Annotated in this window: 19 protein-coding genes; 12 read left to right on the top strand and 7 right to left on the bottom strand. The window is 71.3% G+C overall.

What is annotated here, in order from left to right; genetic code table 11:
• Positions 1 to 267: 267 nt before the first annotated feature.
• Both ACFWSK_RS08860 and ACFWSK_RS08865 read right to left on the bottom strand, forming a co-directional pair.
• Complete coding sequence (locus ACFWSK_RS08860) at positions 268 to 864, bottom strand: sigma-70 family RNA polymerase sigma factor (protein ID WP_383783172.1); 597 nt, start codon at positions 862 to 864, stop codon at positions 268 to 270.
• Between the two features lie 121 nt (positions 865 to 985).
• Complete coding sequence (locus ACFWSK_RS08865) at positions 986 to 1,807, bottom strand: transglycosylase SLT domain-containing protein (protein ID WP_383783173.1); 822 nt, start codon at positions 1,805 to 1,807, stop codon at positions 986 to 988.
• Positions 1,808 to 2,013: 206 nt separating this feature from the next.
• Between ACFWSK_RS08865 and ACFWSK_RS08870 the strand changes: the two genes are divergently transcribed.
• From ACFWSK_RS08870 to ACFWSK_RS08905, 8 genes are all read left to right on the top strand, one after another.
• Entirely contained in the window at positions 2,014 to 2,652 is a 639-nt protein-coding gene (locus ACFWSK_RS08870; protein ID WP_383783174.1) for a DUF6668 family protein, read from the top strand.
• Positions 2,649 to 2,924, top strand: a complete 276-nt coding sequence (locus tag ACFWSK_RS08875) for a hypothetical protein (RefSeq protein ID WP_383783175.1) — start codon at positions 2,649 to 2,651, stop codon at positions 2,922 to 2,924. Before ACFWSK_RS08870 ends, ACFWSK_RS08875 begins: the two co-directional genes overlap by 4 nt.
• 118 nt (positions 2,925 to 3,042) lie before the next feature.
• Positions 3,043 to 3,324, top strand: coding sequence for a hypothetical protein (locus tag ACFWSK_RS08880; RefSeq protein WP_383783176.1), 282 nt, complete (start codon positions 3,043 to 3,045; stop codon positions 3,322 to 3,324).
• Positions 3,325 to 3,344: 20 nt separating this feature from the next.
• Positions 3,345 to 4,148, top strand: a complete 804-nt coding sequence (locus ACFWSK_RS08885; protein WP_383783177.1) for a hypothetical protein — start codon at positions 3,345 to 3,347, stop codon at positions 4,146 to 4,148.
• 31 nt (positions 4,149 to 4,179) lie between these two features.
• Entirely contained in the window at positions 4,180 to 5,412 is a 1,233-nt protein-coding gene (locus ACFWSK_RS08890) for a hypothetical protein (RefSeq protein ID WP_383783178.1), read from the top strand.
• A gap of 84 nt (positions 5,413 to 5,496) precedes the next feature.
• The gene (locus ACFWSK_RS08895; protein WP_383783179.1) at positions 5,497 to 6,990 is read left to right on the top strand and encodes an SCO6880 family protein; all 1,494 of its coding nucleotides are present in this window, start codon (positions 5,497 to 5,499) and stop codon (positions 6,988 to 6,990) included.
• The gene (locus tag ACFWSK_RS08900) at positions 6,987 to 8,837 is read left to right on the top strand and encodes an ATP/GTP-binding protein (RefSeq protein WP_383783180.1); all 1,851 of its coding nucleotides are present in this window, start codon (positions 6,987 to 6,989) and stop codon (positions 8,835 to 8,837) included. The genes ACFWSK_RS08895 and ACFWSK_RS08900 overlap by 4 nt, the downstream gene beginning before the upstream one ends.
• Entirely contained in the window at positions 8,834 to 10,639 is a 1,806-nt protein-coding gene (locus ACFWSK_RS08905) for a type IV secretory system conjugative DNA transfer family protein (protein ID WP_383783181.1), read from the top strand. The genes ACFWSK_RS08900 and ACFWSK_RS08905 overlap by 4 nt, the downstream gene beginning before the upstream one ends.
• A 94-nt stretch (positions 10,640 to 10,733) precedes the next feature.
• On the opposite strand, the gene ACFWSK_RS08910 is transcribed toward ACFWSK_RS08905, so the two are convergent.
• Positions 10,734 to 11,552: a hypothetical protein gene (locus tag ACFWSK_RS08910; protein ID WP_383783182.1), complete on the bottom strand. Its 819-nt coding sequence runs from the start codon at positions 11,550 to 11,552 to the stop codon at positions 10,734 to 10,736.
• A gap of 290 nt (positions 11,553 to 11,842) precedes the next feature.
• On the opposite strand from ACFWSK_RS08910, the gene ACFWSK_RS08915 reads away from it, so the two are divergent.
• Positions 11,843 to 12,250, top strand: a complete 408-nt coding sequence (locus ACFWSK_RS08915) for a DUF4913 domain-containing protein (protein ID WP_383783183.1) — start codon at positions 11,843 to 11,845, stop codon at positions 12,248 to 12,250.
• A gap of 12 nt (positions 12,251 to 12,262) precedes the next feature.
• On the opposite strand, the gene ACFWSK_RS08920 is transcribed toward ACFWSK_RS08915, so the two are convergent.
• Positions 12,263 to 13,468 (bottom strand): DUF418 domain-containing protein, encoded by a 1,206-nt coding sequence (locus tag ACFWSK_RS08920; protein ID WP_383783184.1) that lies wholly within the window; start codon positions 13,466 to 13,468, stop codon positions 12,263 to 12,265.
• An 8-nt stretch (positions 13,469 to 13,476) separates the two neighbouring features.
• Entirely contained in the window at positions 13,477 to 13,989 is a 513-nt protein-coding gene (locus tag ACFWSK_RS08925; RefSeq protein WP_383783185.1) for a hypothetical protein, read from the bottom strand.
• A 213-nt stretch (positions 13,990 to 14,202) separates the two neighbouring features.
• On the opposite strand from ACFWSK_RS08925, the gene ACFWSK_RS08930 reads away from it, so the two are divergent.
• From ACFWSK_RS08930 to ACFWSK_RS08940, 3 genes are all read left to right on the top strand, one after another.
• Positions 14,203 to 15,150: a hypothetical protein gene (locus tag ACFWSK_RS08930; RefSeq protein WP_383783186.1), complete on the top strand. Its 948-nt coding sequence runs from the start codon at positions 14,203 to 14,205 to the stop codon at positions 15,148 to 15,150.
• A 202-nt stretch (positions 15,151 to 15,352) separates the two neighbouring features.
• A complete protein-coding gene (locus ACFWSK_RS08935; RefSeq protein ID WP_383783187.1) occupies positions 15,353 to 18,289 on the top strand; it encodes a BTAD domain-containing putative transcriptional regulator in 2,937 nt (978 codons plus the stop codon).
• A 160-nt stretch (positions 18,290 to 18,449) separates the two neighbouring features.
• Complete coding sequence (locus ACFWSK_RS08940; RefSeq protein ID WP_383783188.1) at positions 18,450 to 19,514, top strand: NlpC/P60 family protein; 1,065 nt, start codon at positions 18,450 to 18,452, stop codon at positions 19,512 to 19,514.
• A gap of 13 nt (positions 19,515 to 19,527) precedes the next feature.
• Here ACFWSK_RS08940 and ACFWSK_RS08945 read toward each other — a convergent pair whose 3' ends face one another.
• Positions 19,528 to 19,812 carry a hypothetical protein gene (locus ACFWSK_RS08945; protein ID WP_383783189.1) on the bottom strand — a complete coding sequence of 95 codons (285 nt, stop codon included), beginning with the start codon at positions 19,810 to 19,812 and terminating at the stop codon, positions 19,528 to 19,530.
• A 263-nt stretch (positions 19,813 to 20,075) separates the two neighbouring features.
• Positions 20,076 to 21,668 carry an MFS transporter gene (locus ACFWSK_RS08950; protein ID WP_383783190.1) on the bottom strand — a complete coding sequence of 531 codons (1,593 nt, stop codon included), beginning with the start codon at positions 21,666 to 21,668 and terminating at the stop codon, positions 20,076 to 20,078.

A 21,668-nucleotide genomic window follows, 5' to 3' on the forward strand; every position in this document is an offset into this window, starting at 1 on the left:
GCCACCCGCGTTCCCGGAAGTACGAGTGCTCGGCTCACCCTCCCCGTCCGGCCCGCCTATGGTCACGGTGACTCCTCTTCCTCGCTGGCGCTCAGGCTCCGTCCCGGGTACGCGAGGGGTCGGGGCCAAGCCCGGTCCCGGGCAGATGTCATTGCACCACAGAGCCCTGCACGGATGCGCCTGTTGGCCGACCGTCGCGCCGAAAGGCCCTGCGCCGGCGCCGGGACCCCCTCGGTCGGACGGACCATGTCGCATACGCGAGTCAGGTCAGCCCGACACTGCGGTCCCCTGTCGGCAGGCCGGTAGCTGGGAGGCGTCCGTCGTCGAGACGCCTCGTTCCTCCAGGGCCAGGCGCAGGCAGCGCAGGGCGTAGTAGACGCGGGACTTGACCGTGCCGTGGGGGATGTTGAGGGCGGTGGCGGCCTCCTGGGTGGTTCTGCCGACGAAGTACGTCTCGTACAGCACCTCGCGGTGTGCCTCGGACAGGGCCTTGAACGCCTCGCCGACCACGACCGACGAGAGCACGTTCTCGATCTCGTCCGCGTCCGTCGACATCTCGCGCAGCCAGTTGCTGCCGTCGATCTCGCAGGGGCGGGCGAGGCGTCGGCGGTGGCCGTCGATGACCAGGTTGCGGGCCACTCGGAAGAGCCAGGGCCTCAGTAGCGCCGCGTCGAGGTTCAGGTCTCGCTTGCTCCAGCAGCGCAGCAGCGTCTCCTGGATGATGTCCTCGGCCCGGTGGCGGTCGCCGCCGACCAGGCGCAGGACGTATGCGTACAGCGGGTTGGCCTGCTCCTCGTACAGAGCGCGCAGGGTGCTTTCCCCGGTGTCCTGTGACTCGCTCGATCCCATCAAGGACCATTGCATCGTGTACCCCTGGATGATCGCCGTTGTCGCGGCTGCTCGCCGTTGCCGGGAGTCTTGAGGGGCGGCATCCACGGGGCGTTGACGGCCGATTGACGGCTCGTACATCCGTCTCACTGCGGGGTCATGGGGAGACGGATGTGGAGGTGTTCGGTGTGGGGGCGGGTGTGGTGGGGGTGGAGGTGGTGGGGGTCGGTGTGGGAGTGGGCGTGGCGGTCGGAGGGAAGGAGGGGGGTGGGGCGCCGATTCCCTCGTACTTCGCGAGCAGCGCCCGGATGCCCACGACATATCCCTGGGACCGGTTCGTGGTGGGGATGCCGCCGGCCTGGCGTACGGCGTCGATGTCCGTGTTGTAGGCCGCGAGGGTCAGGTCCAGGACCGTGCCGATGGCCCGGCCGTTGTCGATGAGGAGCTGGACCTCTCCCGCCAGATCGCACATGTGGCGGCCCTGCGCCATGATCGAGTCGGCGGCGTCGAACGCCGAGACCTTGCCGTTGTCGTTCTCGTCCTCGCCGAACTCCGTGAACACCGCCGGGGGCAGCTGCGAGATACCTTCCGCCCCGTCGGGGCCGACCAGATTCGGGTCGAAGCCTGACTCGCGCTCCAGCTGGGCGGCGATCACCACCGGACCGATCGCCTCGCAGAGTGTGCCCGCCGCCTTGATGGGCTCCAGGAGATCCGACGGCACCTGAGCGGGGTCGAGTTCGCCCTTCCCGTCCCCCTGGAACACCTCCACGACCTTCTCGGCCTCGACGGCCGGGTCCGAGCCGCCGCCTCCGAACAGTTGGATGAGGAGGATGAGCGGGGCCAGGAGAACGCCGAGCCCGCCGATGACGATGATGACGATCACCGTGCCGAGGAGTATGACCGGTGAGGTCAGGCAGCCGAGGCCGCCCGCTGCGCCCATGGCGATCTTCGCCGTGTTGCCGGGACCGTCGGAACTCATGAGCTGATCACGCTCTCTCCCTGTCGCTCGCGACCGTTGCGGCCGTCGGTTCGAAATGAGTCGCCGATGCCTTGAACCGGTGTGGGCGGGGCCCGCGTTGTGGCTGTCTGACGGAGCTCGGCGGTCTCGAAGGATGAGAACGGGTTCTGGAGCAGACCAGTTCAAACGCCCAGGAATCGATCGTGAGAAGAGAGGGTGGGGCACGCATGACTGTCCCTTCAGCGGAGCCCGCCGGACCGGAGATGTGGGTACGAGGGCCTACGCGTCAGCAGCCCGCCGGGAAGCCCGCGACTCCCGGGGACGGGGCCACGACCATGCCGCGGCCGGTGGTGGCGCAGGGGTTGAAGGGGCCTGCCGACGGGGGTGGACGGCCGCAGCGCTCGCGCCGGGAACGGTCGGGGTCCCTGTCCGGTGAAGGGATCGGCTGGGCCGGCGCGCACGGCGGTGCCGGCGCGAGCACCCTGGCCCGGGTGCTCGGTGGCACCGACCTCGGATGTGCGTGGCCCGACCCGTCCCGGGGCGAACCCGCCCGCGTGATGCTGGTCGCCCGCACCCATGCCGAGGGAATGCGCGCGGCGTCCCGGGCCCTGAACGCCCTCCGCGAGGGCCGGCATCCCGCCGGAATGGAGCTGGTGGCGCTGGTGCTCGTCGCGGACGCGCCGGGCCGCCTCCCCTTCGTACTCGCCAACCGCGTCCGGATTCTGCGGTCCGCCGCCCCCGTGCGGCGGCTCCCGTGGATCGATGCCTGGCGGCTGGGCAAGGAGACGAGGAAGCTTCCCAAGGAGCTGTTCAGGCTGGGCGCGCTGGCCGGAACGCGTCCCGACGGGCCGGGGGAGTCGCGGTGACCGGCATCCACCCGGCGGGCGCCGTGTTCGCCGCCCCGTTCTCGCCGGGGCCGGAGGCCGGAGAGGTCCTCGGTCTTCTCGCCTGGTGTGCCTCGGCCGCCGGAGTGGGCGGCGTCATCACGGTCGGCACCCTGATGGCGCTCCAGTTGCGCAGTGGCCGGCCGGGGGAGGGCGGCGAGCACTTCCGCGGGCTGTTCTTCGTCATGCTCGCCTGCGTCCTCGCCTCCACGGCCGGGCCGATCGTGTCCTCCCTCGGATCACTCGCCCTCTGACTGGCAATCAACTCCCGTGGTCTGCACGGTAGTTGCTTGCCGGTCGTGGGCAGTGCCCTGGGCCTTTCCCTCTTTCACCGCCACCGCACGGTGGCGCACGACCTCCCAGGAGACAGCCATGAAAGCGCTCATCCCTTCGCTCCTCCACGCCTCGAAGGTGCCCACCCCGAAAAGCAGTGCTCCGAAGGCGCTCACCGACAAGGTCGACGTGGTCCTCGGTATCGCCGCCTGGGCGGGTACCGCCGCAGGCGTGGCGGGTGTCCTGATCACCGGCGCCATGATGGCCATCTCCATGAAGCGCGGCGAGAGTTCCGAGCACATGAGCCGCCTCGGCATGGTGCTGGGCGGCTGCGTGCTGGTGGCCACCGCGGGTCCGCTCGTCACCTTCGTCTTCAAGTAGACGAGAAGAGGGCGGACATCATGTTCGGACGTCACCAGAGAGATACCGGGACGGAGCAGCCGTTCTGGAACCAACAGGCATGGCTCCTCTCGGCGGCCTTTCTCGCCATAGCACTCGTCATATCCGGGATCACCTGGCTGTCGACGGGGGACGACGCGTCGTCCGCCCGGCAGGGCGGCTCCGCCCGGAAGGGGCCGCTGTCCTCGGCCGCGCCCGAGGGCGGGCAGCCCGATGACGGAGAGACCGGTGTTCGGGAGGCCGGTGCCGACGTGGCCGGTGCCGGGCGGCCCGGTGGCTGCCTAACCGATGACAGCGACCAGACGCCTCCGTCGGCGTCGCCCGAGGATCTCGGGTGGCGTTCCCTGGGCATGTCGAAGGTTCCCGTATCAGCCTCGGCGGGCCCGGTCCGTACCAGCGGTGCGGTCATGTGGTGCTTCGCCCGTACGCCCCTGGGCGCGGTGCTGGCCGCCCACGTGATTCCCGCCCGCATGAGCGGCAAGGACTGGCGCGCCGTCAGCGACCAGCAGATCGTGGCCGGACGGGGGCGGGACCTGTTCGTCGCTCAGCGGAGCACCGTCCTGGAATCGGCCGGCAACGGAAGCGCGGCCGGCTCGTACGCGGGGTTCGCGCTCGGCTCGTACTCCCGGGACGCCGCCACGGTGCAACTCCTCATCAAGAACGGTTCAGGTGGCTACAGAACGACCTTCGTCACCGTGACCTGGAACGGCGGTGACTGGAAGGTGCAGCCCAAGACCAATGGCTCGCTCTACACCTCACTGACGACCGTGACGGGTAACAACGGATTCACCATGTGGGAGGTGTGACGTGCCCTCCTGCCCCACAGGGGACCCGCTGGTGGATGCGATCACGGGCTTCTTCGACTTCCTGGACGACCCGATCGGCACCATCGTGTCGGGCATCGCCAACGCCGTACTCGCCGCGGCCATCGCGGCCTTCGGCGAACTGACCGTGTCGATTCCCACGCTCTCCTCGACCACGACGGCGCGAAAGGTCAACAGCCAGACGCAGTGGGTGGTCGTCTACACGGCGGTCGGCTCACTGATCTTCGCCGCGATCCGGATGGCCATCGAACGCCGCGGGGAGGCCGGCACGACCGCGCTCAAAGGTCTGTTCCGGGTGATCCTCGTGGCCGGTGCGGCGGCCACGGTGGTGACCGCGCTGGCGGGACTCTCCGACCGGTACGCCGACTACCTCTTCGACGAGGCGGTGCACGAGCAGCTCAGGCAGAACGTCGGGTGCCAGGACTCCACGGGCATCGAGGCGTTCCTGCTGCTCATCCTCGCCTTCCTGCTGCTGATCGCCGCCATCCTGCACACGATCCTGCTCTACATCCGCCTCGGCGTGATGATCGTGCTGCTCGGCACGCTGCCGCTGGCCGCCGCCGCCTCCATGACGGACTGGGGCAACGGCTGGTGGCGCAAGCACATCGGCTGGATGATCGCCTGGCTGCTGTACAAACCCGCGGCCGGACTGGTCATGTACGCCGGCTCCGCGATGATCTCGAACGACCAGGTGAACGGCGTCCAGGAACGTATCGCCGGTATCGGCGTGATGCTCCTCTCCGCCGTCGCGCTGCCCGCCCTGCTCAAACTCATCGTGCCCGCGACGGCGGCCCTCGGCGGGGGGAACGGAGTGGGCGAGGGCGTGTCCGCCGTGGGCGGCGCGGTCGCCTCCGGAGCGAAGTCCGTCGCCTCGGGAAGCGGCGGCGGCAGCGGGGGCGGATCGGCTGGAAAGTCCGGGCCTTCCGGAGCTCCGGCGGCCTCGGGCGGCGCCGGAGCGGCCGGGAGCCCGGGCGGTACGGGAGCGGCCGGTCAGCAGAGTGCCGCGGGCGGGACCGGTGCGGCCGGTCAGCACAGTGGCGCAGGCGGTGCCGGTGCCGGTGCGGGTGGCGCAGTCGGCGGTGGCGCGGCCGGTGGTGCGGGAGCGGCCGGTGGTGCGGGCGCGGCAGCCGCCGCAGGTCCGGCCGGAGCCGCGCTCGGCGCCGTGATGGCCGCAGCCCAAGGCGCGGGCCGGATCGCGAGTGGCGCGCTGGACGGAGCCGACGGGGACGCGGGCCACAACCGCTAGCGGCCCCACCGGGCATCCGGCAACCGCCGGCCGAACCACCGGGCATTCGGCCCGACCACACTACTGAGGGAAGGAAGCACAACCATGGCTACGGAAGCCGTTACGCATCCCACCTACGGGAACTGGCGCCGTCCCAGGCGTCCGGGACTCGGCCCACTCGGCCTGATCGGTACGTTCGGAGTCTTCGGCGGGCTCGTCGTCGTGCTGCTCTCATCGCTGATCTCGCTGCTCGCCGCCGTGGTGGTCCTCGTCCCGCTCGTCGTCGTCCTCACCCCGCTGGCTCTGCGCACCCAGGACGGCCGCAACCTCTACCAGCTGCTCACCCTGCGCATCGGCTGGCTGCGCCGTAAGTCCAAGGGCGCGCACCTCTATGTGTCCGGTCCGCTGTCGCAGCGCCCCGGCGGCCGTTTCAGGCCGCCCGGCCTGCTGAACCGGGTGACGGCAAGCGAGGGGAGGGACGCGTACGACCGTCCCTTCGGCGTGCTGCACCACCGCAGGCGCAACCTCTACTCCATCGTGCTCGGCTGCGAGCCCGACGGCGGTTCCCTGGTCGACCCCGACCAGGTCGACGTATGGGTGGCGATGTGGGGCGAGTGGCTGGCCAGGCTCTCGCACGAGCCGGGGCTGCGGGGTGCGTCGGTCGTCGTCGAGACCGCCCCCGACCCCGGCACCCGGCTGGCTGCCGAGGTGCTGCCCCGGATCACCGCCGACGCCCCGCCGGCCGCGCGTGCCGTGATGGAGGAGGTCGTCGAGCGCTACCCGTCCGCCTCCTCCGAGATGCACACCTACATCACCCTCACCTACGGCGTCCCGCCGGGGCAGAGGCGGAAGCACGAGGAGGTCGTCAATGACCTCGCCATCCGCATTCCCGCTCTCCTCAACGGACTTGTCGGCGCCGGGGGAGGTTCGGCGTACGCGCTCTCGGCCGAGCGGATCGCCGAGGTCGTACGGGTCGCGTACGACCCCGCCGTCGCGGCGGACGTGCTCGGCGCAAGGGCCCAGCACGGCGGTACGGGACTGGAGTGGGACGACGCCGGTCCGTCCGCCTGTGTCGAGACGGTCAAGTCCTATCAGCACGACTCCGGTTACTCGCGGAGCTGGCTGCTCACCCTGGCCCCCCGGGGCACGGTGCGCTCCGGCGTACTGCGCAGCATGCTGGAGGCCGCGCCGGGAACGCGGCGCAAGCGGGTCGCGCTCCTCTACCGGCCCATCGACCCGGCGACCTCCGCGCGGATCGTCGAGGCGGACCGCCGCAGCGCCCAGTTCATGGCCACGTCCGGACGCGGGATGGTGCAGGCGCGAGCGGCTTCCGAGGTGCGGGCGGCCGAGCAGACGGCGGCCGAGGAGGCGTCGGGTGCGGGTCTGGTCGAGTTCTCGCTCATGTTCACCGTCACGGTCGACTCCGCCGACCAGCTGGGCGAAGCGGACGTGACCGTACGCAATCTCCTTGCCTCGTCCCGCATCTCGATGCGGCCCGCCGACCGGATGCAGGCTGCCGCGTTCAGCTGCACCCTGCCCGTCGGCATCCTTCCGTGGGAGCAGACGTTGATCCCGCACGAGCTCCAGGAGGCACTGTGAGCGGCACTGTGAGCGGCACCCCGACGTCGGTGCGGGTCCTCGACCTGGGCGCCGACTGGCCGGCCGGTTCCTCGGGCGCCACCACCGCGCTCAGCGGCATCTCGTTCGCGGACGCGGACGCGGCCGGGCCGGACGAGGCAGGGCGGAAGCAGGGCCGGAAGGACGCCGGGCCCGTTGTGGCCCAGACGCCTGCGAAGGCGGGGAAGGCAACCGGCAAGGGGAGGAGCGGGAGCAGGGGAGAGCGCTCACGCCCGGCACGCGAGGCGTACGTCCCCTCCCGGGGGTGGGCCGGTCCCGGGGGCGGGCGGGTCGGCTACCTGGACCCGCCCACCATGTGGCGCGCCACCAGCGTGCAGGCGTGCGGGCTCTGGCCGTTCGCCGCGGGTTCGGGGGCGCCCATGAGCGGCGTACCGCTCGGGCAGCACATGTTCACCGGGGCGACCGTGTGCGGCGACCCGTTGTCCTGGTTCACCAGGGCCCGGTACATCTCCAACCCTTCCCTCTTCATGCTCGGTATGCCGGGTCTTGGGAAGTCCACGCTGATCAACCGGATGCTCATCGGGCTGTCCGCGACGGGTGTGGTGCCGCTGGTACTGGGCGACCTCAAGCCGGATTACGCGGACACCGTGCGCGCACTCGGCGGCCAGGTGATCTCCATCGGGCGCGGTGTCGGCGGCATCAACGTCCTGGACCCGGGCGCCATGGGCGCCGCCGCCGACCGCATCGGCGGGGAGGCCGGCCAGGCACTGGCCGCCGAGACCCACGGCCGTGTCCTCAACATGGTGGCCGCGCTGATCACGATCGTGCGCGGCCGGCCCATGGACGACCACGAGCAGTCGGTGCTCTCCGTCTGCCTCCACCATCTGCGCGAACGCACACCCAAGGGGCGTACATTGCTGCTGCCCGACCTGCTCAGGGTGCTCGACGAGGGACCCGCCCGGGTCCGCGCGGTCACGCTGGACCGGGGGGACGACGCCCGGTACCGGGACGCCGTCGATCCCCTGCACCGTTCCTTGCTGGGCATTCTGGACGGGCCCCTGGGCGGCACCTTCGCCTCGGAGACCTCCACCCACATCAACCCGGACGCGACGGCGGTGTGCATCGACATCTCCCGTATCGGTGAGGCCGACACCCAGCTGACGGCGGCGGCGATGCTCGCCGCCTGGTCGGACGGGCTCGGCACGGTCGCCGCCTCGCACGCCCTGGCCGACGCCGGGCTCGCGCCCCGGCGCTGGTTCTTCACCGTCCTCGACGAGCTGTGGCGTCCGCTGCGTGCCGCGTCCGGCATCGTCGACCGCATCGACGCCCTGACACGGCTCAACCGGTCGCTCGGCCTGGGCGACGCCAAGATCACCCACACCCTCAAGGACGCCGAGGCGCTGGGCACGGACTCGGACCGGGCCAAGGCGCGGGGATTCGTCGAGCGCGCCGGGATGGTCGTCGTCGCCGGACTCCCCAGGGCCGAGATGGAGGACCTGGGCAGGGTGGTCGGTCTGTCGCAGCGCGAGATCGAGCTGGTCTCCTCCTGGTCGTCGCCGCCGGGCTGGGCGAGCACCGGGGCCGACGAGGAACCACCGGGCCGCGGCCGGTTCCTGATCAAGGTAGGCGGACGCCCCGGCATCCCGATCAAGGTGGCGATCACCGACACCGAGCGAGGGCTGCACGACACCAACACCCGCTGGGCGTCCAACGGTTACGCCGAGGCGCGGGCCGCCGAGCGCGCCGCGGCGGAGGCGGCCGTCCTCGCCAACGGCCCCGGGCCCGGCCTCGCGGAGCTCGGCCCCGCCGTGGATCTGTCGCGTCCCGTGGTCGATCTGTCCGCCCAGGCCCCGGGGTGGCCCGTATGAGCGGGCAGCCCGGCGGCCGGCCGGGCAGCGACCTCGCCCCCTGGGCGATCGTGGGTCTCGCCGCCGTGTCCCTGGTCCTCTTCGGGGTGACCTGGCTGGGCGGCACCCTGGGCGCCGTGGTGACGGGAGCGGGCTGGAATCCGCCGCCGTTCGTCATGTCGACGTTCGGCACGCTCGTCACCGAGGGCGGCGGCCGGCTCTGGCCCGGTGCCTCGCCGTACGGGGTGTACGGCGGCATCGTGGGCCTGCTCGCGGTGCTCGCCGCCCTCGCCGTACCGGTCGTCCGGATGGTGCTGCGGGCTGGGGGAGGGGGCGGGCACACCGCGGGCCTCGCCGGCCGGAAGGAGCTCGCCTCCATGGGCCCCAAGGGCATTGCCGCGCGTGCCCGCGAACTGCGCCCGACCCTGAAGGGAATGAAGGAGCTCCATCCCGACGAGACGGGGAATCTGCTCGGCGACCTGGAGCCTTCCGGGCCCGAACTGCGTTCGTCGTACGAGGACGTGGAACTGGATCTGATGGCGCCGCGCGCCGGAAAGTCCACCGGGATCGCCATCCCCCGGGTACTGCGCGCCCGTGGGGCCGTGCTCCTCACCTCGAACAAGTCGGATGTGTACGCTGTCACCCGCGCCGAGCGGGCGAAGACCGGCACCGTCTGGACGTTCGACCCCCAGGGCATCGCCCACACCCCGCGCGAGATGTGGTGGGACATGCTCGCCGAGTGCGTCACGATCGAGGGCTCCCGCCGGCTGGCGGGCCACTTCGTGGCCTCCGTCAACGACGACGCCTCGCAGAAGGACTTCTGGATCTCGGCGGCGCAGAACACCCTGACCGCGCTGTTCCTGGCGGCGGCACGCGGCCGTGCCCCCGTGACCGATCTGCTGGGGTGGCTCGCCGACCCGGCCGACCGCACGCCGATCGACCTGCTGCGCGAGGCCGGACTGGCGGCCATGGCGGAGCAGTTGCAGGGCACGGTGCGCGGTGCGGTGGAGACCCGGGACGGCATCTACGAGACGGCCCGGCAGTGCGTCTCCTGCCTCTTGGACCCGGGAATCCTGGCGTGGGTGACCCGGGACCCCGGGGTGGAGCAGTTCCGGCCGGAGCAGCACGTGCTGGGGCGCGACACGCTCTATCTGCTGTCCAAGGACGGGGGTGGCTCGGCGGCCGGAGTGATCGCCGGCCTCGCCGACGCCACCATGCGCGCGGGGGTCGTCGCCGCCGAGCGGATGGGTGGCCGGCTGGACCCGCCCATGACTGCGGTGCTCGACGAGGCGGCGAACGTCTGCCGTATCGCCGATCTCCCGGACCTCTACAGTCACTTCGGCTCCCGTGGCATCAACGTGGTGACTCTGCTGCAGAGTTACCGCCAGGGAGCGCGCGTATGGGGCGATGCCGGTATGGACGCGCTGTGGAGCGCGGCCACGGTGAAGCTGCTCGGCGCCGGGCTGGACGACGCGGACTTCGTGGAGAAGATCTCCAAACTGGTGGGCCAGCACGACGTGAGCACCGTCAGCGTCTCCAGGGGCAAGGACGGGTCCTCCCGCTCCACCTCGTACCGCCAGGAGCAGGTGCTGCCGCCGGACCGGATACGGGCCCTGCCGAAGGGCACGGCACTGCTGCTCGCTACCGGTGTCCGGCCCGCGCTGATCCGGCTCCGCCCCTGGTACAAGGAGCCCGACGCGGGCCGCATCTCGGCGGCGGCGAAGGCGGAGGTGGCAGCCATCACGGACCGGGCCGCGCAGTCGTGGTCGAAGGTCGCCCTGACGAAGGCGGGGGATGCGGGGGAGGCGCTGGAGTCGGTCTGAGTCCTTCGGGCGGGCGCGTGGGTGGGTGCGGCACGTGCAGACGGCTGGAGGGGCGGGAGGACCCTGGTGGGGGTGCTCCCGCCCATCCGGTTGTCTAATGGCCTGGCGTAGCGGATGACGGCCGGGTCGGCGCGACGGCGACCGGGGGAGTGTGCACGGCGGGCGTGACCGGTGGCGAACCAGGCGAGCCAGGAGCCCTGAGAGCCGCTGCTCGGACGACCTGCGAGTGCTGGGTATCAGACGCCGGGTCGATGGGGGTGTCAGGCGTTGTGTCGTAGTAGTCGTCCAGCATGTCGTCGACGGCGAGGTAGCTGAGACCCGCGTCCGGGTCGGCCTGTGCGTCTTCGCCGCCGAGCTGAGGGCCGACGGCACTGACCGGCGGCGACGACGTAAGGGCAGCAGCCGCCGAGATCTGGGTGCGCTCGCTCGGGGGGTGGGCCGCATGCTCGACGAGCCTCTGTGTTCTGGGAAGTTGACCGTTGTGGTACATCTCCACCAGCGCAGGGTGCTCGGCCAGGATGGCCTCGACCGCTTCGGCGACGGTCGCGGCCTTGCCCCTGTTCTGGTCGGTGTAGAGCTCCTCGGACCGGTCCGGGGCCTGAGCCGGTGCCTGCTGCTGTCCGGGCTGTTGCCGCGCCGGAGGCGAGAGCATGTCCCGGAGCTTCTGGATGACGTACGCGATCAGCTTCTCGGTGTCGGTGGACGTCGAGTTGTCCGGCGCACTCGTACCGCGGCCGGTGGTCGCGTTCTCCTCTGTCCGGGCAGGTTCCTCGGGGCGGACCGCTCCGCGCCGCTCCTGGTGCTTCAGGCGGTCCTGGAGCTCCAGGAGGTCTTTGAGTATCAGTTCCACCGCCGTCTTCACGGGGTCGGGACCGGAGGCTCGGATCTCCCCGTCTCCTTGTGAGGCGACCATGACGGTGTTCCTTTCAGTCGGCTACGTGGGGCGGTGATTGGCACGGCCGGCCCATCGGGGGCTCACATATGGCGTGCGACCACTTGAGTGGAGGGCACAGCGACCGAGGCGGAGACACGGGAGCCGGTGCGCTGCTCGTGAGCTGGTGTGCACGCACACGACGGATACCGGGCCATGGCGGTTCAGGTGCGCGTCCCGCGAACGGCCCGGACTGAACCGCCCGCGCGTTCCGCGCGTAGTGCCGGTATCGATCACCGATGTGCCCAGCAACCTGTGAGAGGCGACCCCGGATGACCAGTGCCGTCGAGAGTGCCGAACCGGCCGGGACAACACAGCAGGGACCCCAGTTCATCGTGTACATGGACGGTCCGATGCATGACGAGGCGCTGACTCTTCTGAGCCGGTGGGTGAAGCATCTGCTGATCCCGGTCTACGGCAGGGAGACCACCTCGTCCGCGCCCTGGTGCGCCCGGTGGTGGGAGCACGAGGAGGCGGTGGCGCAGCTCTACGGGCTGTGGATGGCCTGGCAGGAACTCACCGACCCGGGTGCCGGGCTGACCGGCCCCGCCGTCTGGCACCGGGACTACCTCACGCACGTGATGTCGGCCTTGCGGGACCCCTCCGGTCCGTTCGCAGGCTGCAAGCCCGGGGCGCACCGGCCCAAGGACGTACCCGTGACGGACACCTACGGCGGATGATCCCCGGGGCGGCTACCGCGTTCGCTGCGGGAAGCCGCCCCGGGTTGCCGCGCGCAGCACGTACTCGGCCGGCCCGCTCCGGAGGTGCTTCAGCAGCAGCGCGCTCAGGGCGAGTTGGACGGCGTACAGCACCAGGCAGCCCGCCAGTACGGTCGCGGTGCCGATCCGGCCGTACAGACCGAGTCCGTAGCCGGTGAAGACGAGGGCCAGTACGAACGACTGCGTCAGATAGTTGGTGAGCGACATCCGCCCGGCGGGCGCGAGTGCCCGGGCGAGCTTCCGGCCGGCCGGGGTGCGTACGAGCAGGAGCACCCCGCAGGCGTACGCGGCGGTGAGGGCGGGAGCCGTCAGGACGCCCGCTGCCCGGCCGATGTGGAACCAGCCGCTGTCCAGCGGGCCGTGCGTGCACGCCGCCATGAAGAGCCCGCCGGCCAGCCCGAACGGCAGCCCGCGGCGGACGATGCGCCGCATACGGCCCCGGTGGTGGCCCGGGTCGGCCGACGCCCGCCACCTGCCGGCTGCGAGGCCGACGAGGAACGCCGCCAGCAGATCGGCGGAGTAGAGCATGTTCGCGCCCAGGAACTCCGGCAGCAGCCGCAGGTTCGCCAGCAGCACCGAGCCGGGGCCGCCCCGGTACGCCGCCACGAGGTCCGCCGTGGGGCCCGCAGTCGTGGTGGCGGCGTCCCCGGTCCGCTCAGGTTCGGTCAGCGCGAGGGCGAACAGTCCGTGGACGAGGAACAGGAGGACGAGTGTGCCGAGGAGCCCGGCCGCGATCCGCAGCAGCGTCCGGGGCGGGACCGCGCGGAGCGCGAACAGTACGAGCCCCAGGACCGCGTACGTCATCAGGATGTCGCCCGGGTACAGCAGCACGGCGTGGGCGAGGCCGAGCAGGAACAGGGCGGCGGTCCTGCGCAGATGGCGGGGCCCGAACGCGACGGCCGCGTGCTCGGCGGAACGCTGCTGCAAGGTGAAGCCGTAGCCGAAGAGGAACGAGAAGAGCAGATAGAACTTCCCGGCGACCAGGGCTGTCACCACCCAGGCGGCGCCCCGGTCCGCGAGACCGGCGGACGCCCCGCCGCCGAGCGTGGTGGCGGGGCCGGCCATGAGCTGTGCGTTGATCAGCAGGATGCCGAGCAGGGCGAAGCCGCGCAGCACGTCGATGTCACCGATCCGGGCCACCGGTGGGGCGGCGGGGGAGGGTCCGAGGGGTGCGGTCACGCGCGGGCTCAGGAGACGGTAGTGGCCGGCACCCGGGTGCCGGGGCCCCGGTCAGGTGCGGGCACGCGCGCCACCTGCTCGGCCGGGGAGGGCGCACCGACGGCCTCGGACCGGTGTTCGGGCAGCGGCATGCCGGCGACGTCCGTGCCGTTCCCGGACACCTGGGCCTGCGCCGCCCTGCGGGCGGAGACGGACGCGAGCACCGGGTCCGCCGCGAAGAATCCCAGGGCGGCCACCCCGAACAGAGCGCCGGCCAGGGACGCGATGCCCGCCACGACCGCACCCGTCGGAGCACCGGGCCACAGTGCGGCCGTACCGCCATGGACCAGAGTGGACAGGGAGTCCAGGGCGAACGGCGGCGGATTCCAGCCGTCGCCGATCAGCGCGACGCCGAGGCTGCCACCCAGCCAGACGGCGGCAAGTACCAACGGTGTCAGGGCCATCAGGGTCATCAGCCAGGGGACGAAGCCCGTCGTTCCCCGCTGGTACGCACGGTCCTCCCGCTGTTCCAGGTCAGCCACGATGTGCCTCCACGTCTCGGTGTCCGGGGCCGTACGGCCGGTGTCGGACAGCCACCACGCATCGCTCCCGGCTTCCGGTTCAATGCCGGACGAGGACATCGGGAGGAGCGACGCGTGTTCGTCGAGGCCGCGTTGAACCGGTGGCGCCGCACATCCGTCGAGGAGCGTGAACGCACCACAGCGCCCGTTCACACCCGGCGAAGGGATTCCCGCATGCCAGAGCTCACCGCCCTCGACCGCCCCGGCCCGTCGGAGCCCGCACTCGCTCCCCTCCTCTTCGACGTGTACGTCTCCGACGAACGCGCCGCCGTCCTGAACGGGGAACGCGTCGACGTGGGCGAGGGGCAGTCCGTCCACGAGGCGATCCTCGACCTCCTTCAGCGCCACGCGCGCGACCACCGGGGTCCGGTGCGCGCCACCGTCTTCGACCGCCCGGCCGCCCACACCCTGCGGATCGAAGTGGCACCGGACGGCTCCAGCCGCATCCCCGATCCCGATCCCGATCCCGACGAGTACGAGTACGAGTACGGGAACGGGAACGGGAAACGGAACGGGAGCGAGAGCGGGAGCCACGGCCGTACCGAGAGCGCCGCGACAGCCCTCGCCGACGCCGACGCCGACGCCGACGTCTACGGCGAAAGCGCCGCGGGATTCCGTTCCGAACCGGTCCCGCCCCCGGTCGCCGAGCGCGTACGACGCATCAGGGAAACCGTCGACGGAGGCGACGCGGAACACGCGGGTGTCCTCGCCGCCGCACTGCGCGAACGTCTCGCCAGTGACCACGGGCCGGGGCATCCGGAGGCCCTTGAGGCGCGGGCGATGGAGGCGTACGTCGCCCATCTCGCCGGTGACCACCGCCTCGCCACGTCGCTGGCCATGGGCGTCGCCCGGATTCGCTGCGGGCTGGGGGACGCACGCGCCGCGGACGACGTCCTGCGCGCGACAGCGGCGTGGGAGCGGCTGCCCGACGAGCGGGCCGCTGCGGCGCATGGCCGCGAACTGCTCCACCTGTGGGCCCATCTGGCCGGGAAGCGTCGGCTCGGCCCCCCGCACGCCGAGGCGATGCGCCTGGTCAGACGGTACTTCGCCGGCCCGGAGGCCGACGACCGGGTGGGAGCGGGTGGGGTATCTGCTGTGTCGCAGGACGCGTGCACCCTGTGACAGTGTCGCAGGACACGTGCGCTCTGTGACGATCGCCTCACGGTCCCCCCTCACCGCACACCGAATGTGCTGACATATGGAGCTGAAGAGGCATTCTGCGCCCACGCGGCGGCGAACCTGCTGAAGACGCCCCCCTTGCGGCGGTTCACCGGACCGCTAACGTCCCCCCAGAAGATCGCTTCTGTGGGGGGCGCGAACATCAATGGCAGCAACGGGCGTTACCGGTCTCCGGTTCACGGTCCTGGGTCCGTTTCAGGCATGGCGGGGCGAGAACGCGGTGCCGCTGGGCTCACCGCAGCAGCGGGCCGTGCTGGCGCTGCTGCTGCTCAGGCAGGGCCGGCCGGCCTCCGTGGACGAACTCGTCGACGCGGTATGGGACGAGGACCCGCCCACGGGCGCCGTATCCGTACTGCGGACCTATGTCTCCCGCCTGCGCGCGGTGCTCGAACCGGACCGGGCGAAGAACCGGCCGCCCGGCGTCCTGGTCTCGGTGGCCGGCGGATACGCCCTCCACATCCCCGACGGCGCGCTTGATCTCACCGTCTTCGAGTCCCGGCTGCACGAAGCCAGGGAGCTCAGAACGCAGGGCGCCCACCGGGCCGCGAGAGACCTGCTGCGATCCGCGCTCGACGCCTGGAAGGGGGACCCGCTGGCCGGCGTGCCCGGCGCCTCGGCCGAAGCGGAGCGGGCCCGGCTCACCGAGCTGCGGCTCAGCGCGACCGAGATCCGCGTCGAACTGGACGTGGAACTGGGCGGCCACAGCGACGTCGTACCGGAACTGATCACGCTGGCCGCGGCCCATCCGCTGCGTGAACGGCTCCGATTACTCCTGATGCTCTCGCTCTACCGCTGCGACCGGCAGGCCGAAGCGCTCGCCGTCTACCACGACACCCGGCGCATCCTGATCGCCGAACTCGGCATCGAACCGGGCCCGGCAGTCCGTGATCTGCACCGGCAGCTCCTCGCGGCCGACCCGTCGCTCGCCGCACCCCGAACGGCGGCCGAACCACGGACCGCTGCCGTACGGCCTGCCCAACTACCCTCGGACCTCACCGACTTCACCGGCCGCCAGACGGAGACCGCGCGCGTGACCGCGGCCCTTTCGGGTACGTCCGGCACGGCCGTTCCGATCGCCGTTCTCACCGGCATGGGCGGAGCGGGCAAGACCGTACTCGCCGTGCACGCGGCCCACGCGATGAGCGGGCACTTCCCCGACGGGCAGCTCTACGTGGACCTGCGCGGGGCGGACGGCTCACCGGCCGACCCGTCGGCCGTCCTCGCCGGATTCCTGCGCGCCCTGGGGGAGAAGGACCAGGGCATGCCGGACAGCACGGTGGAGCGGGCGGCGCTCTACCGCTCGGTCCTGGCAGGGCGCCGGGTCCTCGTCGTGCTCGACAACGCCCGTGACGCCGAGCAGGTACGTCCGCTCCTGCCCGGCTCCGGTGGTTGCGCCGCCGTCGTGACGAGCCGTTCCGCGCTCGCGTCCCTCTCCGGTGTCACCCATGTCGCTGTCGAGGTGTTCCGGCCCCAGGTGGCGGCGGCTCTCTTCACCCGCATCCTCGGCGGCTCACGCACCGAGGGCGAACGCCTCGCGATCCTGCGGGTGGTCGACCTGTGCGGCGGGCATCCGCTCGCCGTGCGCATCGTGGCCAGCAGGCTCGCGGTCCGCCCGGACTGGACGGTGACCGATACGGTCGACCAGCTCAAGGACGAGCGGCAGCGCATCAGCGAGCTGCGTCTGGAGGGCCTGGGAGTCGAGGCGTGCTTCCGGCTCGGTTACGGCGAACTCGACGCGGAACAGGCGCGCGCGTTCCGTCTGCTGTCCCTGCCGGCGCCCGGTCTCCTCACCCTGGTCGAAGCGGCGGCCGTGCTCGGCCGGCCCCAGGAGCAGGTGGAGTCGCTGCTCGAATCGCTGATCGATGTCGGCATGCTGGAGTCGACGGCCCGCAGGTGTTACCGCTTTCACGATCTGCTGCGGCTGTTCGCACGCCAGCGCGCCCAGGAGGAGGAGTCGGCCGCGGCGCGGGAGGGGGCGTTGGCAGGTCTGCTGGATCTGCTGCTGGCCACGGCCCGCAATGCGTACAGTCTGATCCGCCCGGGGCACAAGGTTCCCGTGTCGCTCCTCCCCACGGAGCACCGGGGTGTGACCTTCTCCGACGAGGAGCAGGCCGGCGCCTGGGGCGCCCGGCAGCTGGATCCGGCGCTGGAATTCGTGGCACAGATCGCCCGGACGGCCCCGGCGGGTGCCGCCGATCTGATTCTGGCCCTCGACCCCCTGCTGATGTCCGAGCACCGCTGGCGCGATGTCATCCCTGTCGCCCGCACCGTGGCCGACGCCGCACGCCGAGCGGGCGACCGGCGTGCGGAGCGACGGATCTGCTACATGCTCGGCGGTGCGCTGATGCAGACGGAGGAACTGGAGAACGCGCATGAGGTGACGAGCCGCGCGCTGGAGCTCTCGGTGGGGACCGAGGACCACACGGTGCATGCCATGGCGCTGAACGTCGCGGGGCTCCTGGCAAGGAAGCGGGGCTACGAGGGGGGTGGGCTGGAGCTGGGACTGCGCGCCGTCGCCGAGGCACGTGCGGCGGAGGACAGGTCAGTCGAGGCGCTCGCCATGGGCAACGTCATCCTGCAGCGCGTGCAGCTCGGGCAGGTGGACGAGTTGCTTCTCGACACTGCCCTGAGGCAGTTGGACCTGTACGAGAGTCTTGGCGACCAGCAGGGCTGGGCCTACGCGCACTACCGCATCGGTCAGGTGTTGCTCGGTCTGGGGCGGCCGGCGGAGGCGTTGAGCCGGTTCGAGGAGTGCCTGGCCCGTCTCGGCCCGAACGGGCAGTCCTTCGTGCGCTGCGCGAACCTGATCAGGGGCGCCGAGGCGTACCTGAGTCTCGGACAGCCGCAGATGGCCGCCCGCTTCGCCGAGCAGGCGATCGCCCTGGCCAGGGAGATGAACTTCGAGCGGGGCGAGGCCCATGCCAACCAGATGCTCGGCGACGCCCTGGACCTGGTGGGGCACGCTTCGTGGGCGCGTGCCTGCTGGGAGCGGTCGCTCGCCCTCTGTCTGAGGCTGGGTATGACCGACGAGGCGGCACGCCTCCGCGCGAGTCTCGGACCGCAGGTCGCAGACGCCCGCTGATCCCGGCGCCTCGCAGCCGTTTGTCCGTCCCTTGAACCGCTGTGTCCCGCAGGCACGTTGTAGGGGCGAGCCGGGTGGCGTCCCGACCCGCTCGGCCCGTTGTGCCGCACGGCGGCATGACGCCCACGTCCCCTATTCGTGACGGAGTGTCATCAAGGTGATGCGAAAAGTCATCGGCAAGGGTGGCCGGACGGCGGTGACCGCGGTCGTCCTCTGCCTCGTCGCCGCGACGGCGCAGGGTTCGGCGACGGCGGTGCCCTCGCCGGCCCCCGGCCCAGGCCGGCCCACGACCCTGGCCGAGGTGCGCGACGAGCTGGACCGGCTGTACCACGACGCCGAGGTGGCCACGGACTCGTACAACGCGGCGGAGGAGCGGGCCGGCAAGCAGTCCGCCCGGGTGGCCGCACTCGCCGAGGACGTCGCGGCGGGCAGGATCGCGCTGGAGCGGCTGGCGTCACGCATGGGAGCCGCCGCCCGTGCCCAGTACCGCAGTGGTGGCCTGCCCCTCGATGTCCAGCTGCTGCTGAGCGCCGATCCCGACGACATCCTCGACGAGGTCGGCCGGGCGCGCCAGGCCCAGCACGGCGTCGACGGACTGCTGCGTGAGCAGACCCGCGTCCAGAAGGAACTTCGCGTGAAGTCCGCGGCGGCATCGGCTCAGTTGAAGAAGCTCCAGGGCAGCAGGAAGGCCGGGGCGGATGCCCGGAAGCGCATCGAGAAGCGCATCGCCACGGCGAAAGTACTGGAGGCGCGGCTGGAGGAGAAGGAGCGCAGACGGCTGCTGGAGATGCAGAAGGACGCCGCGGACGAAGCGCACGCGGCGTATCTGCGGTCCGGCTCGCTCAAGGACGTCAGGGGAAAGGCGAGTGAGCAGGGTGCGACAGCCGTCGCGTTCGCGGGCGAGCAGCTCGGCAAACCCTATGAGTGGGCCGCGGAGGGCCCCGATTCCTACGACTGCTCCGGGCTCACTTCTCAGGCATGGGCCGCGGCGAAGCGGCCCATACCCCGTACCTCGCAGGAACAGTGGCGCCAGTTGCCGCGCATCGGAGTCAAGACCATGCGTCCCGGCGACCTGATCATCTATCACCGGGACGCCAGCCATGTGGGCATGTACATCGGCGGCGGATCGATCATCCACGCACCGCGGCCGGGCCGGAACATCACCGTCGCCGACGCGGGCTCGATGTACATCCTCGGAGTCGTACGCCCCGACCAGCTCCCCTGAGCGGCAGGCCGCGTCACTGCTCCGGCGGGACTTCGGCCGCCGTCTTCCGGGCCAGGGCCGCCGCCTTGCGCTGATACGCGAGCAGTCCTGCGAAGCCGGCGAGGAAGCCCGTCATCAGCCCCGAGATCGCGTGGTTGACGGCGTTGACCCCTTCGCTGTCCGGCATGCCCACCAGCAGGTAGTTGATGCCCGCGCTCATCACCGCCCCGATCGCTCCGCCGATCAGACCACTGATCAACGGTTCCCGCACGGAAGGCGCGGGAACGGTGGTTCTGGCTGGGGTGGCGGGCGTGGTCATCGTCGACTCCTGGGTGAGGGCTCCGGAGGCGTCCGGACGGCCGGACGCGAGATGGATCACACAGTGCGGCAGGAGGACCCCCGGTGGGAACCGTTCGGGCCATTCAATGTCGTGATGTCTCGCATCCACGCGGCGGATACCGGCCCGGCCCGGTACACATCGCCCCGGGGGCCGCACGGCCGGCTCAGCGAAAAGGCCCGGCCGGTGGTGCGTGTCCGTCCCCACGAACGCGTACCACCGGCCGGGCCGCCCGCCCACTGCCCTCAGTGAGGGGCGGGAGCCTCCGGGTCGCGTCGGACGCCGACCGCGGCGAGGACCGCGCCGGCCGCACAGAGCACGCCCGTGACGAGCGCGGCGGTGTGCACGCCGTTCATGAACGCCTGCCCGCTGCCTTCGATCACGGCGGCCTTCAGCTGGGCGGGCATGTCACCGGAGACCGGTGAAACTCCCATGGCCACCGCGTCCTTGGCCTCGTGCAGTCCTTCGGCCATGGGACCGGGGACCCCGGCCGAGGTGAGTTCGCCGGTCAGGGTCGAGCCGACCCGGCTGCTGATCAGGGAGATCAGTACGGAGGTGCCGAGCGCCCCGCCGACCTGCAGCGCGGTGGCCTGCAGACCGCCCGCCACGCCGCCGTCCCGCACGGGGGCGTTGCCCACGATCGCATCGGACGAGGCGGCCATCACCATGCCGACGCCGAGGCCCAGCGCGATGAAGGGCGGCCACATAGCGGCGTACGAGGAGTGCACGCCCCAGCCCAGCAGTCCGAAGGAGGCGGCGGCCTGGAGCACCATGCCCAGCGGCATGGACAGCCGGGCACCGAACTTCTCCGTGACCTTGGCCCCAAGGGGCGCGGCGACGACCGAGGCGAGGCTCAGCGGCAGGGTCCGGATGCCCGCCTCGACGGGGGTGAAGCCGCGGACGTTCTGGAGGTACAGCATGACGAAGAAGATCACGCCGAGCAGGACGAAGAAGTTGACCGCCGTGATGACCGTGCCGATGGCCAGCGCGGGGCTGCGGAACAGCCGCATGGGCAGCAGGGGGTGTGCCACGCGGGTCTCGTACCAGCAGAACACCACGAGCAGGACCACACCCGCACCGAGGGTGGCCAGTGTCGAGCCCGAACTCCAGCCCCACGTCTCGCCCTTGACGACGCCGAAGACGAGGACGAGCAGACCGAGCGCCAGCAGGATCACGCCGGGGACGTCGAAGCGCTGCTCGCCGGCCGGGTTCTTGCTCTGCGGCAGGACGAACGCGCTGAACGCGAGCGCGACGATGCCGATGGGGAGGTTGATGAAGAAGACCGACTCCCAGGTGACGTGCTCGACGAGCAGTCCTCCGACGATCGGGCCGAGCGCGGTGGACACGGAGGACACCATCGCCCAGATGCCCACGGCCATGCCGAACTTCTTCGGCGGGAACACCGCACGCAGCAGACCGAGCGTGTTGGGCATCAGCAGTGCGCCGAAGAAGCCCTGAAGGGCACGGAAGGCGATGACGCCTTCGATGGAGCCGACGAGCGCGATGGCGATCGAGGCCACGGTGAAGCCGGCGACGCCGACCAGATAGTACGTACGCCGGCCGAAGCGGTCCCCGAGCTTTCCGCCGAGGATCAACGCGGCGGCCAGCGCGAGGAGATAGGAGTTGGTGACCCATTGCAGATCGGCGGTGGACGCGTTCAGGTCCCGGCCGATCTCCGGGTTGGCGATCGCGACGACGGAACCGTCGAGGCCGACCATGAACAGCCCGAAGGCGACGGCTATCAGCGTCAGCCAGGGGTTGCCGCGACGGCCGGCCGGGGCATCGGGCCGGTCGGGGGTGGGCAGGGGGGAGTGGTCCACGGCAGTGGTGGAGGGCAT

It is taken from the genome of Streptomyces sp. NPDC058620, assembly GCF_042717135.1.
GTDB lineage: Bacteria > Actinomycetota > Actinomycetes > Streptomycetales > Streptomycetaceae > Streptomyces.

Coding starts and splice junctions, on each gene's coding strand:
- ACFWSK_RS08860 (WP_383783172.1), bottom strand. CDS start 864: ATGCAATGGTCCTTGATGGGATCGAGCGAGTCACAGGACACCGGGGAA.
- ACFWSK_RS08865 (WP_383783173.1), bottom strand. CDS start 1,807: ATGAGTTCCGACGGTCCCGGCAACACGGCGAAGATCGCCATGGGCGCA.
- ACFWSK_RS08870 (WP_383783174.1), top strand. CDS start 2,014: ATGACTGTCCCTTCAGCGGAGCCCGCCGGACCGGAGATGTGGGTACGA.
- ACFWSK_RS08880 (WP_383783176.1), top strand. CDS start 3,043: ATGAAAGCGCTCATCCCTTCGCTCCTCCACGCCTCGAAGGTGCCCACC.
- ACFWSK_RS08885 (WP_383783177.1), top strand. CDS start 3,345: ATGTTCGGACGTCACCAGAGAGATACCGGGACGGAGCAGCCGTTCTGG.
- ACFWSK_RS08895 (WP_383783179.1), top strand. CDS start 5,497: ATGGCTACGGAAGCCGTTACGCATCCCACCTACGGGAACTGGCGCCGT.
- ACFWSK_RS08905 (WP_383783181.1), top strand. CDS start 8,834: ATGAGCGGGCAGCCCGGCGGCCGGCCGGGCAGCGACCTCGCCCCCTGG.
- ACFWSK_RS08910 (WP_383783182.1), bottom strand. CDS start 11,552: ATGGTCGCCTCACAAGGAGACGGGGAGATCCGAGCCTCCGGTCCCGAC.
- ACFWSK_RS08915 (WP_383783183.1), top strand. CDS start 11,843: ATGACCAGTGCCGTCGAGAGTGCCGAACCGGCCGGGACAACACAGCAG.
- ACFWSK_RS08930 (WP_383783186.1), top strand. CDS start 14,203: ATGCCAGAGCTCACCGCCCTCGACCGCCCCGGCCCGTCGGAGCCCGCA.
- ACFWSK_RS08935 (WP_383783187.1), top strand. CDS start 15,353: ATGGCAGCAACGGGCGTTACCGGTCTCCGGTTCACGGTCCTGGGTCCG.
- ACFWSK_RS08940 (WP_383783188.1), top strand. CDS start 18,450: ATGCGAAAAGTCATCGGCAAGGGTGGCCGGACGGCGGTGACCGCGGTC.
- ACFWSK_RS08945 (WP_383783189.1), bottom strand. CDS start 19,812: ATGACCACGCCCGCCACCCCAGCCAGAACCACCGTTCCCGCGCCTTCC.
- ACFWSK_RS08950 (WP_383783190.1), bottom strand. CDS start 21,668: ATGCCCTCCACCACTGCCGTGGACCACTCCCCCCTGCCCACCCCCGAC.